The organism is Amycolatopsis sp. NPDC047767 (assembly GCF_040704195.1).
Lineage (GTDB): Bacteria > Actinomycetota > Actinomycetes > Mycobacteriales > Pseudonocardiaceae > Amycolatopsis.
This window is the reverse complement of the sequence record NZ_JBEYSJ010000002.1, coordinates 197,781-212,968: the sequence shown is the minus strand read 5'-3', so window position 1 is coordinate 212,968 and position 15,188 is coordinate 197,781. Positions and strand designations below refer to the sequence as shown.

At 72.5% G+C, this 15,188-nt stretch carries 15 protein-coding genes; 6 read left to right on the top strand and 9 right to left on the bottom strand.

The genetic code is table 11. The features are described from left to right. Position 1: 1 nt before the first annotated feature. The 4 genes from AB0878_RS04235 to AB0878_RS04220 form a co-directional block, all read right to left on the bottom strand. Positions 2-628, bottom strand: coding sequence for a class F sortase (locus AB0878_RS04235; protein ID WP_366576338.1), 627 nt, complete (start codon positions 626-628; stop codon positions 2-4). Continuing rightward, positions 618-1,478, bottom strand: coding sequence for a DUF4397 domain-containing protein (locus tag AB0878_RS04230; protein WP_366576336.1), 861 nt, complete (start codon positions 1,476-1,478; stop codon positions 618-620). Before AB0878_RS04230 ends, AB0878_RS04235 begins: the two co-directional genes overlap by 11 nt. 20 nt (positions 1,479-1,498) lie before the next feature. After that, a complete protein-coding gene (locus tag AB0878_RS04225; RefSeq protein ID WP_366576334.1) occupies positions 1,499-3,343 on the bottom strand; it encodes a glycosyl transferase in 1,845 nt (614 codons plus the stop codon). A 120-nt stretch (positions 3,344-3,463) separates the two neighbouring features. After that, on the bottom strand, positions 3,464-4,222 hold the full coding sequence (locus AB0878_RS04220) for an IclR family transcriptional regulator (RefSeq protein WP_366576333.1): 759 nt from the start codon (positions 4,220-4,222) through the stop codon (positions 3,464-3,466). A gap of 41 nt (positions 4,223-4,263) precedes the next feature. Here AB0878_RS04220 and AB0878_RS04215 point away from each other — a divergent pair, with 41 nt between their 5' ends. Both AB0878_RS04215 and dmpG read left to right on the top strand, forming a co-directional pair. Beyond that, positions 4,264-5,166 carry an acetaldehyde dehydrogenase (acetylating) gene (locus tag AB0878_RS04215; protein WP_366576331.1) on the top strand — a complete coding sequence of 301 codons (903 nt, stop codon included), beginning with the start codon at positions 4,264-4,266 and terminating at the stop codon, positions 5,164-5,166. Continuing rightward, positions 5,163-6,209 (top strand): 4-hydroxy-2-oxovalerate aldolase, encoded by a 1,047-nt coding sequence (gene dmpG / locus AB0878_RS04210; RefSeq protein WP_366576329.1) that lies wholly within the window; start codon positions 5,163-5,165, stop codon positions 6,207-6,209. Before AB0878_RS04215 ends, dmpG begins: the two co-directional genes overlap by 4 nt. A gap of 2 nt (positions 6,210-6,211) precedes the next feature. On the opposite strand, the gene AB0878_RS04205 is transcribed toward dmpG, so the two are convergent. Further along, positions 6,212-6,808: a TetR family transcriptional regulator gene (locus AB0878_RS04205; protein ID WP_366576327.1), complete on the bottom strand. Its 597-nt coding sequence runs from the start codon at positions 6,806-6,808 to the stop codon at positions 6,212-6,214. A 90-nt stretch (positions 6,809-6,898) separates the two neighbouring features. Between AB0878_RS04205 and AB0878_RS04200 the strand changes: the two genes are divergently transcribed. The 4 genes from AB0878_RS04200 to AB0878_RS04185 all read left to right on the top strand — a co-directional run bounded on the left by AB0878_RS04200 (position 6,899) and on the right by AB0878_RS04185 (position 11,726). Continuing rightward, complete coding sequence (locus AB0878_RS04200; RefSeq protein ID WP_366576326.1) at positions 6,899-7,825, top strand: oxygenase MpaB family protein; 927 nt, start codon at positions 6,899-6,901, stop codon at positions 7,823-7,825. Between the two features lie 15 nt (positions 7,826-7,840). Next, a complete protein-coding gene (locus AB0878_RS04195; RefSeq protein WP_366576324.1) occupies positions 7,841-8,866 on the top strand; it encodes an LLM class F420-dependent oxidoreductase in 1,026 nt (341 codons plus the stop codon). A gap of 134 nt (positions 8,867-9,000) precedes the next feature. Beyond that, complete coding sequence (locus AB0878_RS04190) at positions 9,001-10,320, top strand: MFS transporter (RefSeq protein WP_366576322.1); 1,320 nt, start codon at positions 9,001-9,003, stop codon at positions 10,318-10,320. Continuing rightward, the gene (locus AB0878_RS04185) at positions 10,317-11,726 is read left to right on the top strand and encodes an aminotransferase class V-fold PLP-dependent enzyme (protein WP_366576320.1); all 1,410 of its coding nucleotides are present in this window, start codon (positions 10,317-10,319) and stop codon (positions 11,724-11,726) included. The genes AB0878_RS04190 and AB0878_RS04185 overlap by 4 nt, the downstream gene beginning before the upstream one ends. 40 nt (positions 11,727-11,766) lie before the next feature. On the opposite strand, the gene AB0878_RS04180 is transcribed toward AB0878_RS04185, so the two are convergent. Genes AB0878_RS04180 through AB0878_RS04165 form a run of 4 tightly spaced genes read right to left on the bottom strand, consistent with a single transcriptional unit; the run spans position 11,767 to position 14,974 of the window. Beyond that, entirely contained in the window at positions 11,767-12,039 is a 273-nt protein-coding gene (locus AB0878_RS04180) for a DUF6295 family protein (RefSeq protein WP_220240918.1), read from the bottom strand. A 27-nt stretch (positions 12,040-12,066) separates the two neighbouring features. Further along, positions 12,067-12,810 carry a dienelactone hydrolase family protein gene (locus AB0878_RS04175; protein WP_366576318.1) on the bottom strand — a complete coding sequence of 248 codons (744 nt, stop codon included), beginning with the start codon at positions 12,808-12,810 and terminating at the stop codon, positions 12,067-12,069. After that, complete coding sequence (locus AB0878_RS04170; protein WP_366576316.1) at positions 12,807-14,534, bottom strand: MFS transporter; 1,728 nt, start codon at positions 14,532-14,534, stop codon at positions 12,807-12,809. The genes AB0878_RS04175 and AB0878_RS04170 overlap by 4 nt, the downstream gene beginning before the upstream one ends. Next, a complete protein-coding gene (locus tag AB0878_RS04165) occupies positions 14,531-14,974 on the bottom strand; it encodes a MarR family transcriptional regulator (protein WP_366576314.1) in 444 nt (147 codons plus the stop codon). The genes AB0878_RS04170 and AB0878_RS04165 overlap by 4 nt, the downstream gene beginning before the upstream one ends. Positions 14,975-15,188: the final 214 nt, after the last annotated feature.

Genomic DNA, 15,188 nt, shown 5'->3' with positions numbered 1-15,188 from the left:
GTCAGGTCCAGCGGGTCGAGGCGTAGACCACCACGTTGTCGCGATAGGACCGCGCGGCGGCGTCGAACGCGCCGCCGCAGGTGATCAGGCGCAACGCGGCGCCCGGGGCGGGACCGTAGACGGCGTCGGTCGGGAAAGCGTCCTTCGGGTAGCGCTGCACGGCGTCGACGACGAAGCGGGCGGCGGCGCCGTCGGAGCGCTCGACGCGGATCTCGTCACCGGGCCGAAGCTCGCGCAGGCGGAAGAACGGCGCCGGCCCGGACCGGGAGTCCACGTGGGCGGCGATCACCGCCGGCCCGGGATCACCCGGTGCCGGGCCGGCGGCGTACCAGCCGACGTCGGCGAAGCTTGCCGGCGCCCGCAGCTCGTGCGCCGGGCCGAGGGCGAGCGGGACCAGCCCGCGCACGTCGATCGCGATCGCCGGGATCGTCAGGCGGACCGGGCGCACGTCCGCCGAAGGAAGCAGCGGTCCGACACTGCCCGCGGTCGGAACGGGCGAGGTCGGCACAGTGGCGGTGGGCTGAGCGGAGGCCGGCGTCACGGCCGGGACCACTGTGGACGGTGCCGGCGTGCACGCGGCGCAGACCAGCGTGACCGCGCAGCACACCCGGATCAGGTCAGCGCGCACGGCCTTCCCGAATCCGCCGGACCAGCGGCGTGAGCACCAGCACGAGCAGGAACAGCCCGACGCCGCCCGCGAACCACCGTTCGGAGTGGTCGCCGCCGGACGCGGTGGCGCCGCCTCCGGTCTCGACGCCGAGCTTCGGCGGGTTGGGCAGGCCGGCGCCGTCGGAGATCGGGGTCGCCCTCAGCGCGCCGTTGTCCTGCGTCACCAGCAAGGTGGTCGACGAACCGGCCGCCACGGGGACGTCGGCGTCCGCCTTGACGCTGCCGCTCGTCAGCTGCACCGGGACGGTGCCTTCCGGCACCTCGGCGTACGGCGTCGTGTCGCCGTAGGCCGCGTTCGTGGCGAGTGCCATGCCGCCCGCCGCGCCGACGGTCACCGGGGCGGGTGCCGCCGACCCCTCGACCACGCGCACACGGCCCTTGCCCGCACCGGGCGCGGTGAGGTCGTCGGTCACGAGGCTGCCGTGCAGCGTCCCGTCCGGGCCGTTCTCGAACACCAGCAGCGAGTAGGCGTTCTGCTGCTCCACGGAGATCGTGGCGCTGAGCGCGGGCGCGGTCGTCGGCGCGGCGTCGGCGGGCCGCATCGAGAGCGTGTACTGACCCGGGTCCAGCGACGAGTACGGCGTGACGGCGCCGTAGCCCGCCTTGCGGATCACCACCTTCTCGGTTTGCCCGAACGGCGCGAAGTAGATGTCGACCGGCGGCACCCCCGGCGACAGGTGCCCCACACGGATCCAGCCGACGCCGGGTCCGGGGCCGGTGGCGGCGCCCGCGGCGGGAGCGATCGTGCCCAGCAGCAGCCCGGCGGCCGCGAGGAGACCGGCGGGTCTCAGGAAGGTTCGAAGACGCATCGGAGGGACCTTTCGGAGGATCAGGGTGCGGTGAACGAGGTGAGCAGGCCGGGCGGGGCGAACGGCGGGTAGGTGACGAGCACGCCGCCGGCCGTCCGCACGACCGAGGCCGGGCGGAACACGGCGCGCTGCCCGGCGTAGAAGCGGGCGGCCGTGTCGTCGGCGCCGGTGACGAGCACCTGCCGGCGCGGCTGCCCCGCCGCGTCTTCCCCGGGCACGGGCGGGAACGCCGCCACCCGCACCGGCTGCTGCGACGCGAACGCCGCCAGCGTCGAGATCAGCCGGGGATCGAGATCGCCCCGGCTGAGCACGGCCCGCGTTTCCGGCACGCAGTTCACGCGTCCGGACCTGGTGAGCGCGGCGCCCGCGAGGGCCCGCGCGGTCTTCTCGCCGTTCTGCTCCGGCGCGAGCACGGGCGGCCCGAGCCGGGCGACGGTGACCTGTCCCGCGCCGTTGCCGAACACCGCCGCCGCGTCGGGAGCGTCCACTGTGGACGTCCGGGCGAGCGCCGCTGGGGTGAGCGCGGCCCAGTCGGGCGGCGGGTTCGCGCCGGCCGCCGTGACGAGCAGCCCGGTCGGCCAGCCGCCGGCCGCCAGCGTGGTCCAGGTGGTGTCGTCGACGAGCACGCGGGAGCCCGCCGCGTTGGCCTGCAGCCAGGTCCGGGCCTCGACGGCCGGGTCCGCGCCGGCGGGCCCGGGGCGCAGCGCGGTGAATCCGTGGGCCCAGCTCAGCCCGAACGCCGCGGTCAGGACCACCACGCCCACGGCGACGCCGGCCGCGGGCCGTGCGGGCGCGTGCCGGTGCTCCGGTTCGTGGTGCGCCGCGACCACTGCGTGCGCCACCCCGGCCGCGACCAGCGGCGTGAGGGGCAGCAGCAGGGCCAGCACCGCGGTGGCCGGCAGATCCGGGACCGTGAGCAGACCGGCCACGAGCAAACCCGACACCGCGAGCGGCCGTACCGTCGCCACGAACAGACCGGCGATCAACGCGAGCACCGACACCGCCGTGAGCGCCGGGTCGAACACCAGCCACCGGGGCAGGGCCGGCTCGCCGCCCGTGGCGAGGACAGGGCGTAACCACGCCGCCAGCGGGCCGAAGGCGACGCCGAGGCCGAGGTTCACCACCACCGCGACCAGCCCGGCCCGTGCCGGGGAACGGCGCAGCAGCAGCCAGCCCGCGGCGGGCAGCAGGAGCAACGCCGGCGGTGAGGTCAGCACGGAGGCCAACAGGCAGCCCGCGCCCAGCACGTCCTCGCCGGGCGAGCGGGGCGCCGGTCCACTGTGGTCGCCGGTTTCGTTCGCGGCACGGAGCGGAGTGGCGACGAGGCACAGGCCGGCCAGCGCCCACATCACCGCCAGGTGCTCGACGACCACCACGTGCTGCAGCCCGATCGCCAGCGGCGACCCGGCGAACAGCACCGCGGCGAGCAGGCCCGCCCAGCGCGGCAGGCCGAGCCGGCGGGCGAGCAGCCACAGCAGCACCGTCGTCACCACCGCGGCGACGACCATCGCCTCGCGCACCGCGGCGGCCGGGGTCGCCGCGCGGTCGAAGGCGTGGGAAAGCATCGTGTACCCGGCGAGCTGGAGCCGTCCGAACGGGCTCACGCCGGCCGTGGTCGAACCACCGAACGCCGTGAGGTGGCCGAGGGCGTAGGCGCGGGCGACAGTCGTGGCTTCCCCGGGCAGCGCCGGCGTGGTCGCGGCGAGGTAGACCACGCGCAGACCGCCCGCGAGGGCGAGCACGCCCAGGAGGAGATCGAGCGACAGCAGGCGGGTTCCGGCTGCCGCGGCGGGATCGCCGCGGCTTCGGGAAATCGGCGCGGGGGACCGGCCCGGGAACGTGATCCCCCAGCTCTGCTGGGCCATCCGGACGATCGTAGTTACGGAGAATCACGAGACCAGACCTGTGCGCCGGAGGTCATCCGAACGGCCTAACCCCGGCGTAACTCGTTGTGCAGCACGAATTTTTCCGACTGCTCAGGCCATTCAGGTCTGGACAAACGACCGCGACAACGCGAGCGCGACCGTGCGCACCGCCGGGGCGACACGCTCCGTGCGCATCCTCGTCGCCCAGCCGGTGATGGAGATCGCCGCGACCGCCGTGCCCGCGGCGTCGAGCAGCGGACTCGCGGCACAGACCACTCCGACGCCGGACTCCTCGCGTTCGAACGCGACGCCCTCGGCGCGGACGCGCGCGAGCTGGCGGCGCAGCAACCCCGGTGCGGTGATGGTGCGCCGGCTGATGCGGGGGAGACCGGCGTCGATCACCTGTGCCACCGACGGTTCCGGCGAGAACGCGAGGATGGCCTTGCCGACGCCGGTGGCGTGGGCCGGGAAGCGGCCGCCGATGCGCGACGGCACATCCGGGGCGTCCGGACCCCGCAGCACGTCGAGGTAGACCACCTCGGTGCCCTCCAGCATGGCGAGGTGCACGGTGTTGCGCGTGGCCTCGCGCAGGTCGGCCAGCGACGGCCGCGCGGCCTCGACCAGACCGCGGCGGCGGATCGCGAGCTGGCCGATCTCGAACAGCCGCAGCCCGAGCCGCAGCGCGCTGCCGTCGGGTTCGAGCAGGCCGGTGTCGCAGAGGTGGCGGGTCAGGCGGTGCACGGTCGTCTTCGCGAGCCCCGTCCGCCGCGCCAGCTCCGACACGCCGACGGTGTCGTCGCCCGGGCGGAAGGCACCCAGGATCGCCGCGACGCGCGAGGCGACGAGGCCTTCGGCGCCGTTCCGTCCAGTGGTACGCACGGGTTGAGTGTGCACCGCCGCGGCGAGGACCGTCGGAAAACATGGCGGAACGCAAGGTGACGGCAGCGATCGTCGGCCCCGGCAACATCGGCACGGACCTGCTCGCGAAGCTGCGGCGCAGCGAGAAGATCGACGTGCGGTACATGGTCGGCGTCGACCCGGCGTCCGACGGGCTCGCCCGCGCGGCGAAGCTCGGCCTGGAGACGTCGGCGGACGGGGTCGACTGGCTCCTGCGCCAAGGCGAACTGCCGCAGCTCGTTTTCGAGGCGACGTCGGCGAAAGCGCACCTCGCGCACGCGCCGCGTTACGCCGAGGCCGGCATCCGCTCGATCGACCTGACGCCCGCGGCCGTCGGCCCGTTCACCTGCCCCGCCGTGACTCCGCCGGAGCGACTCGACGTGCCCGACCTCAACCTCATCACCTGCGGCGGCCAGGCGACGATCCCGATCGTGCACGCCGTCGCACGCGTGACGCCGGTGCCGTACGCGGAGATCGTCGCGTCCGTGTCCTCGCGCTCGGCCGGACCGGGCACGCGCGCGAACATCGACGAGTTCACCGAAACCACCGCGCGCGGGCTCGAACAGGTCGGCGGCGCCGTCAAGGGCAAGGCAATCATCGTCATCAACCCGATGGACCCGCCCATGATCATGCGCGACACCGTGTTCTGCGCGGTCGGCCCCGACGCGGACTTCGCGGCGATCACGGACTCGATCCACCGGATGGTCAACGAGGTCCGCCGGTACGTGCCCGGCTACACGCTCAAAGCCGATCCGCAGTTCGATCCGCCGCGTCCCGAGTGGAACGGCGTCGCGCGCGTCGGCGTATTCCTCGAAGTCGCGGGCAACGGCGACTACCTGCAGACCTACGCCGGCAACCTCGACATCATGACGGCCGCCGCGGCCCGCGTCGGCGACCTGGTGGCCGCGGAACTGGTGACGGCATGAGCGCGCCCCTCGGGAACCAGCCCGCCGGGAACCCGCCGGTGCGACTGGTCGACACCACCTTGCGCGACGGCAGCCACGCCATGGCCCACCGCTTCACCGAACGCCAGGTGCGCGACACCGTCCGCGCGCTCGACGACGCCGGGATCCCGCTCATCGAGGTGACCCACGGCGACGGCCTCGGTGGTTCGACCTTCACCTACGGCTTCTCCGGCACCGACGAACGCGAGCTGATCGCCGCGGCCGTCGACGAGGCGAAGCACGCGAAGATCGCCGTGCTCCTGTTGCCCGGCCTCGGCACCGTCACCGACCTGCGTGCCGCGGCGGACCTCGGCGCCGGCGCCGCCCGCATCGCGACCCACTGCACGGAAGCCGACGTGTCCGTGCAGCACTTCGGTGCAGCCCGTGACCTCGGCCTGGAAACCGTGGGATTCCTGATGCTGGCGCACCGGTCGGCCCCGGACGACCTCGCGAAGCAGGCCCGGATCATGGCCGACGCCGGCTGCCAGTGCGTGTACGTGGTCGACTCCGCGGGCGCGCTCATCCTCGAAGAAGCGGCCGACCGCGTCGCCGCCCTCGTCGCGGAGCTGGGCGACGACGCGCAGGTCGGCTACCACGGGCACCAGAACCTCAGCTTCGGCGTCGCCAACTCCGTGCTCGCCCACCGGGCCGGCGCGCGGCAGATCGACGGCTCGCTCGCCGCCCTCGGCGCGGGCGCGGGGAACTCGCCGACGGAGGTGCTCGCGGCGACGTTCGAGCGGCTCGGGATTCCGACCGGCGTCGACAAGGACGTGCTGATGGCCGCGGCCGAGAACGTCGTGAAGAAGTACCTGACCCGGCTGCCGGTGATGGACCGCTCGTCGATCGTGCAGGGCTTCGCCGGTGTGTACTCGAGTTTCCTGCTCCACGCCGAACGCGCGGCGGAGCGCTACGGCGTGCCGGCGCACGAGATCCTCTACCGCGTGGGCGCGGAGCGGTACGTCGGCGGCCAGGAGGACATGATCATCGACATCGCGTTGCGGCTGCGGGCGGAACGAGCCGCATGAGCTCAGTGGCCGAACTCGTCCGCCCCGAGTACCAGCCGGACGCAGTGGGCCACGAGCCGGTCCCGGCTCACCCGCAGCGTGCCGTCGAGGTAGGCGATGAACACGTTGCTCAGTGCGCCGACCAGCCCGATCGAGACGAGCTGCCGGTCGGTCTCGTCGCCGTGCGAGAGCTGTTCGCCGACGAGCGCCGCGAAGGCCGGCAGCAGGTGCAGGCCGCGGCTGGTCAGCGCGGGATCGGTCAGGGGCGCGAGCAGCAGCACTCGGCCCTGGCGCGGGTCGTCGACCATGAGGGCCACGAACGCCCGCACCGCGCGTTCCGCCCGCTGCCGCGGATCGGGTGCGTCGCGGATCGCGTCGACCAAAGCTTCCCGCGCCCGCTCGCCGACGTGCTCGTACACGGCCGCGACGAGCTCCTCGCGGTCGGTGAAGCTCTCGTAGAAGTAGCGCTCGGTCAGGTGGGCCTGGCGGCAGACCGCGCGCACGCTGACCGCGGCGGAGCCCTCGGTGCCGAGCAGGTCGAGGCCCGCGGCGACCAGCTGGTCCCGCCGCGCCGCCTTCCGATCGTCCAGCGTCGTGCCCGCCCACGTGCGGCCCGGCATACCCACTCCCGTAGTTGACCACGCCTGTTGTCACATCCTAACCTGACAACAGGCGTAGTCAGTTCATCGGCACGATCGCAGGGAGCCGCCATGCCGGGGGAGGAACCCGAACCGCTGGGGCCGGACTCGCTCACGTGGCGCTACTTCGGCGACTGGCGCGGGCTGCTGATCGCCCTGTGGGCCGGCTCGATGCAGAACATGCACCCGGGTCTCGGCGCCGGCGTCGAGCAGCACTCGTGGTTCTTCGAGGAACGCTGGCAGCGGCTGTTCCGCTCGCTCTACCCGATCGGCGGCGTGGTCTACGACGGCCCGCGCGCCCACCGGACGGCGCTCGAAGTGCGCGGCTACCACAACCGGATCAAAGGCGTCGACGCGCAAGGCCGCCGCTACCACGCGCTCGACCCGGACACCTTCTACTGGGCCCACGCCACGTTCTTCGTCAGCACGATCCTCATCGCCGAGAACTTCATGGGTGGCATCGGCGAGGAGGACAAGCGCAGGCTGTTCGACGAACACGTGCGCTGGTGGCGCATGTACGACCTGACGATGCGGCCGGTCCCCGAGTCCTGGGAGGACTTCCGGCGGTACTGGAAGCGCATGTGCGCCGAGGTGCTGGAGGACAACAAGGCCACCCGCGACGTCCTGGATCTGCGCGGCATCGCGAAGCCGCCGTTCCTGCCGTGGCTGCCCGGCGTGCTGTGGCGGCCGGTCTCGGCGGTGATCGCGAAGCAGTTCGTGTGGCTCACGGTCGGGCTCTACGACCCGGAGATCCGCGACCTGCTCGGCTTCACCTGGACCGCTCGCGACGAACGCCGGCACCGCTTCGCCGGGCGCGCGATCAACGCGGTGTTCTCCCTCGTGCCGCACGACCGCCGCTACCACCCGCGGGCGCGCGCCGGCTGGCGGCGGGCGAGGGGTGCGGTGGCCGCGGACGCGCCCGTGGTCGACACTCCACGGAGGAACCTGCCGCCCGTCGGGGAGCGCGGGAATCCCGAGCACTACTCGCCGAACATCTGAAGCACGGAGGGCTGCATGAAGCTGGGTTATCACCTCGGGTACTGGGGGAGTGGCCCGACGCCGGGCGCGCTGGAGGCCGTGCTCGAGGCCGAGCGCCTCGGGTTCGACTCGGTGTGGTCGGCGGAGGCCTACGGCTCCGACGCGTTCACCCCGCTCGCCTGGGCCGGCGCGTCGACCAGCCGCGTGAAGCTCGGCACCAACATCGTGCAGATGTCCGCGCGCACGCCCACCGCCACCGCGATGACGGCGCTGACGCTCGACCACCTCTCCGGCGGCCGGTTCGTGCTCGGGCTCGGCGCATCGGGCCCGCAGGTGGTGGAGGGCTGGTACGGCCAGCCGTACCCGAAGCCGCTCGCCCGCACGCGCGAGTACGTGGGGATCATCCGGCAGGTGCTGGCGCGCGAGGCGCCCGTGACGCTGGACGGGCAGTTCTACCAGCTGCCGCTGCAGGGCGGTGCCGGGCTGGGCAAGGCGCTCAAGCCGACCGTGCACCCGCTGCGCGCCGACCTCCCGATCTACCTCGCGGCCGAGGGACCGAAGAACGTCGCGCTGTCGGCCGAGATCTGCGACGGCTGGCTGCCGTTGTTCTTCTCGCCCAAGGCCGACGCGTTCTACCGCAAGGCTCTCGCCGAGGGGTTCGCCCGGCCGGGTGCCCGGCGCAAGCCCGAGGACTTCGAGGTGCCCGCGTCGGTGCCGGTGATCGTCCACGACGACGTGGAGGAAGCGGCGAGCTGGATCAAGCCGGCGCTCGCGTTGTACATCGGCGGCATGGGCGCCAAGGCCGTGAACTTCCACCACGACGTGTTCGCACGCCTGGGTTACGAGGAGGTGGCCGACAAGGTGCAGGAGCTCTACCTCGCGGGGCGCAAGGACGAGGCCGTCGCCGCGATCCCGACGTCGCTCGTCGAGGACACCTCGCTCGTCGGCCCGGCCGCGAAGATCCGCGAGGAGCTCGCTGCCTGGGAGGACACAGTGGTCACGACGCTGCTGCTGCGCGGCGACGCGGGATCGCTGACGAAGGTGGCCGAAGCCCTGTCGTGAGCAGGGCACGGGGCGAGGTCGGCCCGGTACTCGCGGTGCATTACGACGGTGGCACGATTCCCCCCGACCACTACCGGGGAACGGCGAAGATCCACTAGGCATTGCGTTCGTCGGACCGCCCTCGAGGAGGACCCTTGGCGCCGCTGCCCCGCCGGACGCGTTTCCGCTACTCGCTCGGCTCGTTCGTCACCGGATCTTTCGGCACCGTGCCGGGTCTGCTGCTCCTGCCCTACCTCACGGACACGATGGCGGTGCCCGCCGCGGCGGCCGGCGTGATCGTGTTCGTGCCGAAAGCCTGGGACGTGATCTTCAACCCGATCGCGGGCCGCATGTCCGACGCGGACCTCGTGCGCACCGGCAGCCGGCGGCGGTTCCTGCTGGGCGGGGGCGTCGGGGTCGCGGTGCTGTTCTTCGCGCTGTTCGCGCACCCCGGGTTCGGCAAGCCCGCGATCGACGCGACCTACGTGGTGATCGTGTTCTTCTTGTGTGCCACCGCGTACGCGTTCTTCCAGGTGCCGTTCAACGCGCTGCCGGCGGAGCTCACGGACTCGGCCGAGGAACGCACGAAGCTCACCAGCGTGCGCATCGGCGTGCTGGCCGTGGCGATCCTCGTGTCCGGCGGCGCGGCCCCGGCGATCACCGACATCCTCGAAGGTGTGGCCGGTTACCGGGTGATGGGCCTGGTGATGGCCGTGATCATCCTGCTCGCCACCCTGGGTGTCTACTTCGGTCTGCGCGGCGCGCCCGTCGGCTCGCTGCGGCCGAACGCCGTGAGCTTCAAGCAGCTGATCCGCACGATCGCGCAGTGGCGCCCGTTCTGCTGGCTGATGGGCTCGTACTTCATCCAGGCGCTGGGCATCGGCACCGTGCTCGCCGCGATCCCGTACTTCGCCGAGCACGTGCTGGGCGACCCCAGCTATCGCACGGTGCTGTTCGTGGGCTTCGTCGGCCCGGCGTTGATCACGATGCCGCTGTGGCCGCGGCTGGGCAAGCGCTGGGGCAAGCTCGTGGGCTTCCGCATCGCGACGGTCTCCTTCACCGTCGGTCTCCTCGGGATCCTCTTCGCCAAGGACATCCCGTTCGCGGTGACGATGGTGTTCGTGGCGCTGGCGGGCATCGGGTACGCCGGGATCTCCGTGTTCCCGCTGGCGATCCTGCCCGACCTCATCAGCGCCGAAGAGGAACGCACCGGAGAGACCCGCGCGGGCATCACGGCCGGCGTGTGGACGGCCTCGGAGACGTTGGGGCTGGCGCTCGGCCCGGGCCTGTTCGGATTGGTGCTGCAGGCCGGTGGCTACGTGTCGAGCACCGACGCGACGACCGCGCAGCCGTCGTCGGCGATCACGGCCATCACCGTGGGCTCCTCGGTGCTGCCCGCCGTGCTCATCGCGCTGGCGATCCCGCTGCTGCGCCGCAAGGTGCTCGAGCCGCGGCCGGTGGAGCCGCAGCGGTGACCGACGTCCTGGCCGAGCTGCGGGAGCTGCGCGCGGGCGACCTGCCGACGCACGGCGGGCACACGCTCGCCTACGTCTACGACAGCGGTCTGTCCGAAGTGGACGAGATCGCGGCGGCCGCGCACGCGCTCGCGTCGTCGGCCAACGGGCTGGACCCCACGGCGTTCCCGAGCCTGCTGCGCCTGGAGAACGACCTCGTCGGACGCGCGGCCGGGCTCCTGGGCGGCAGGGCGGAAACCGTCGGCACGGTGACGTCCGGCGGGACGGAGTCGTGCCTGCTCGCGGTGCTGGCCGCGCGCGACGCCCGGCCGGAGATCACCGCGCCGAGCATCGTGCTGCCCGACACCGCGCACGCCGCGTTCCACAAGGCGGCGCACCTGTTCGGGCTGCGCAAGATCGTGGTGCCGGTGGACCCGGAGACCTTCCGGGCGGTGCCTTCCGCGATGGCGGCGGCGATCGACGAGTCGACCGTGCTCGTCGTGGCGAGCGCGCCGTCCTACGCCCACGGTGTGGTCGACCCGATCCCGGAGATCGCGGCCGCCGCGGCTTCGCGCGGGGTGCGCATGCACGTGGACGCGTGCATCGGCGGCTGGGTGCTGCCGTACTTCGCTCGCCTGGGTGCCGACGTGCCGCCGTTCGACTTCCGCGTGCCGGGGGTCACGAGCATCTCCGTGGACCTGCACAAGTACGCCTACTGCGCCAAGGGCGTCTCCGTGCTGCTGCACGCCAACGCCGAGCTGCGCCGAACGCACTACTTCGCCAGCGCGGCCTGGCCGGGCTACACGATGCTCAACCCGACGTTGCAGAGCACGCGCTCGGGCGGCCCGCTCGCGGCCGCGTGGGCCGTGGTGAACCACCTGGGCGAAGACGGCTACCTGCGTCTCGCGGAGGTGGCGCGCTCGGCGGTCGCGCGCATCCGCGCCGGCGTCTCGGCCGTCGCGGGCCTGCGCATCCTGGGCGACCCGGACTCGACGCTGATCGCCTTCACGGCCGCGGACGACGGCTTCGACCTGTTCACCGTCGCGGACGAGATGAAGGTGCGCGGCTGGTACGTGCAGCCGCAGTTCGCCCACGGCCACTCGCCGCTGAACCTGCACCTCACGATCACGGCCGCGAACCACGGCAGCGAGGCCGCGTTCCTCGCCGACCTGACCACCTCGGTCGCCGCGGCCCGCGAAACCGGCCCGACCCCGGTGGACCCGGCCGTGGCCGCCTTCGTGGCGGCCCTCGACCCGCAAACCCTGACGGCCGACCAGTTCGCGGGCCTGCTCACCGCCGCCGGCCTCGTCGGCGACGCCGGCCTGCCCGAGCGGATGGCCCCGATCAACGCGCTCCTGGCCACCGCGGCGGAACCCCTGCGGGAGCGCCTGCTGCTGGAATTCCTGGGCGCGCTGTACACACCCTGACCGGCTGCCCCGGGCATCGACCCGGGACAGCCGGTGCGGCCTACTGGTTGCGGGAAGCCAAGCCGGCCGGCGCCGAGGCCAGGGCGGTGTGGATCGCGTCGGCGAGGGCGAGGGCGTCCTCTTCGGTCAGTTCCAGCGCGACGCGCGCGGCCGGGCCCATCGCCGGGTTGCGGAAGTCGATGTTCACGGTGTGGGCGAAGCGGGCGTGCGTCGGGTGGTCGACGTAGACGGTGGCTTCGTTGACGCTGTGCCAGCCGGTCGCGCTCTTGCCGCTGCCCTCCACGGCGAACTTCTCGGTGAGGTAGGTGCACATGGGAAACGTCCTTCCTGAAGGGCGGGGTCAGGCCGCGAGGTGCCGGCCGTAGAAGTCGAGGATCTTGGCCCAGCCGTCCACGGCGGCCTCCGGCCGGTAGCTCGGGCGGTCGACGGCGAAGAACGCGTGGCCGGCGCCGTCGTAGGTGTGGAACTCGTGTTCCTTGCCGAGGCGGTCGAGCTCGGCGGCGAGCTTCGCGGTCTCCTCGGGCCCGGGGTACTGGTCGTCGGCGCCGAAGAGGCCGAGCAGCGGGGCCGACAGCTGCGGCGCGAGGCCCAGCAGCGGCTTCATCGACGCGGGCATGCCGGCCGGCGGCTCGTTGACCACGAAGGCGCCGTAGCAGTCCACGGCCGCGTCGACCTGGGTCGAGCACGCGACGAGGAACGTTTGGCGGCCGCCGGAACAGTGGCCGATCACGCCGATCTTGCCGTTGGCGTTGTCCAGGTTCTTGAGGTACGCGGCCGCGCCCTCGACGTCGCCGACCAGGCGCTCGTCGGGCACGCCGCCGTTGGCGCGGACGGTCGCGGCCGCGTCGTCCGGGCTCGCGCCCGGCGCCTCGCGCGAGTACAGGTTCGGGCACAGCGCCGAGAACCCCTCGGCGGCGAAGCGGCGCACGATCTCCTTGGTGGCCGGGTCGTAGCCGGGCATGTGGTGGATCACCACGACGCCGCCGCGCGGAGCGGGGTCGAGCGGGCGCGCCAGATACGCCTCGATCTCGTCACCGCCGTGGCCGGTGATCGTGACGGTGCCGGCGGTGAGCGTGTCGTTCATCCGTTCTCCTTGTCCGGGGTGCTGCGTTGCTCGCCCGCGCGCGGGGCGAGGTCGGGGTGGAAGTAGCGCTTGCCGCGCGACACCGAGGCGAGGGCCGCGACGAGCGCCATCACGGCGGCCGCCGTGAAGACGGTGACCAGTCCGTTGTGGAACGGGCCGGAGATCAGCTGCGGGAAGAACTCCTTGCCGGTCAGCGCCGCCGAGTCGCTCGGCGACAGTCCGGAAAGGACACCCGGGCCGAGCAGGTGCGCCACCGGGTTGCTGCCGAGGAACGCCGCGAACAGCGTGCTCACGGGCGGCAGCTGGGCGACGGTCGCCGCGACGTCGGCGGGCACGCCGTGGGCCTGCAGCCCGCCGGTGAGCGTGGCCGGCAGCGAACCGGCCAGCCCCGCGATCATCAGTGAGAAGAACACGCCGATCGACAGCGCCGTGCCGGAGTTCTGGAACGTCGAGCGCATGCCGGAGGCGACCCCGCGCTGGTGGTCGGGGACGCTGCTCATGATCGCCGAGGTGTTGGGCGCCGAGAACATGCCCTGCCCGATCCCGCTGAGCACCAGCAGCGCCGCGAACACGGGGTAGGAGAAGTCCACGGGCAGCGCCAGCAGACCGAGGAACGCCGCCGCGACGAGCACGAGCCCGCCGGTCGAGAACAGCCGCGCGCCGAACCGGTCGGACAGGTAGCCCGACACCGGGCCCGCGATGAGGAACCCGACGGTGAGCGGCAGCAGGTAGATCCCCGCCCACAGCGGCGTCTTCTCGTACTCGTAGCCGTGCAGGGGCAGCCAGATGCCCTGCAGCCAGATGATGAGCATGAACTGCATGCCGCCGCGCGCGATCGCCGTGAGCAGCGCCGCGAGGTTGCCCGCGCTGAACGCCCGGATCCGGAACAGCGAGAGCTTGAACATCGGGTCCTTCACCCGCGACTCGATCACGCCGAACACCACGAGCAGCAGCACGCCGGCGCCGATCCCGCCGAGCACCCACGGGTTGCCCCAGCCGGTGGCCGCGTTTCCGTAGGGCTGGATGCCGTAGGTGATCGCCGCGAGCAGCACGCCGGTGCCGAGGGCGAAGGTGATGTTGCCGCCCCAGTCGACGCGCGCCCGCCGCGGCTTGCCGATCTCGCGCAGGCTGCGGATCGACCACACGGTGCCGAGGATGCCGAACGGCACGCTCACCCAGAACACCGCGCGCCAGTCGATCTCGGCGAGCAGACCACCCACGACGAGGCCGAGGAACTGCCCGGCCAGCGCGGTGATCTGGTTGATGCCCAGTGCCATGCCGCGCTGTTCGCGCGGGAACGCGTCGGTGAGGATCGCGGCCGAGTTGGCCGTGAGCATCGACCCGCCGACGGCTTGGACGATGCGCCAGCCGATCAGCCACAGCGCGCCCTGGCCGCCGTGGAACGGGTCGAACGACAGCGCCACCGAGGCGACGCTGAAGATCACGAACCCGACGTTGTACATCTTCACGCGGCCGAACATGTCGCCGAGGCGCCCGAGGGTGACCACGAGGACCGCGGACACCAGCAGGTAGCCCAGGATCATCCAGAGCAGGTAGCCGATGTTGGCCGGCGCGAGCGGGTCGAGCCCGATGCCGCGGAAGATGGCGGGCAGCGAGATGATCACGATCGACCCGTCGAGGGTCGACATGAGCACGCCGAGAGTGGTGTTGGAGAGGGCGACCCACTTGTACCGGTCGCCGCGGCTGGTGGCCGTGGTCGTCACAGTTCGTCCGCCAGGCGTTCGAGCAACGGGATCACCTCGAGCAGTCGGTGGCGTTCCTCGGCGCTGAAGCCGCCGGCCAGGGCCTGGGCGACGCGCTGGGTGCTGAGGGAACGCCGGTCGGTCAGGAGTTTTCGGCCGGTCGCCGTCACGGACATCAGGACGCGGCGGCCGTCGGCGGCGTCGGGGCTGCGGCTCACGAGCCCGCGTTCGACGAGCCCGGCCAGGGTGACGCCCATGGCCTGCGGCTTCACCCGCTCCTGCTCGGCCAGGTAGCCGGGCGTCGAGGGCCCGTCGCGGTCGAGCCGCGAGAGTACGGAGCTCTCCGAAAGCGTGGCCTCGCCGGCCACGTAGCCCTGCCGCATCCGCCGCACGAGCCGCCCGAGCGCGACCCTCAGGTCGGCGGCGGCCTCCACGAGATCCTTGCTGATCCGATCCGGCACATTAATCAACCTAGACTGATAAACCTGGGTTGATCAACCTTCGCGAAACACCCCTAACCGCACCGAATCGCCCAGTTCAGACGGGGGTGTGTCCGGCGTGGACCCGGCCCGAACAGCATGATCACGCCGGGTGGTGAACGATCAAGGAACTCCCGGGAACACGAAGGCCGCGCGACCTGTGACGCGGGTCGCGCGGCCTTCGAAACCGTCTGTC

Coding starts and splice junctions, on each gene's coding strand:
- AB0878_RS04225 (WP_366576334.1), bottom strand. CDS start 3,343: ATGGCCCAGCAGAGCTGGGGGATCACGTTCCCGGGCCGGTCCCCCGCG.
- AB0878_RS04175 (WP_366576318.1), bottom strand. CDS start 12,810: ATGAACGACACGCTCACCGCCGGCACCGTCACGATCACCGGCCACGGC.
- AB0878_RS04230 (WP_366576336.1), bottom strand. CDS start 1,478: ATGCGTCTTCGAACCTTCCTGAGACCCGCCGGTCTCCTCGCGGCCGCC.
- AB0878_RS04205 (WP_366576327.1), bottom strand. CDS start 6,808: ATGCCGGGCCGCACGTGGGCGGGCACGACGCTGGACGATCGGAAGGCG.
- AB0878_RS04200 (WP_366576326.1), top strand. CDS start 6,899: ATGCCGGGGGAGGAACCCGAACCGCTGGGGCCGGACTCGCTCACGTGG.
- AB0878_RS04215 (WP_366576331.1), top strand. CDS start 4,264: ATGGCGGAACGCAAGGTGACGGCAGCGATCGTCGGCCCCGGCAACATC.
- AB0878_RS04195 (WP_366576324.1), top strand. CDS start 7,841: ATGAAGCTGGGTTATCACCTCGGGTACTGGGGGAGTGGCCCGACGCCG.
- AB0878_RS04180 (WP_220240918.1), bottom strand. CDS start 12,039: ATGTGCACCTACCTCACCGAGAAGTTCGCCGTGGAGGGCAGCGGCAAG.
- dmpG (WP_366576329.1), top strand. CDS start 5,163: ATGAGCGCGCCCCTCGGGAACCAGCCCGCCGGGAACCCGCCGGTGCGA.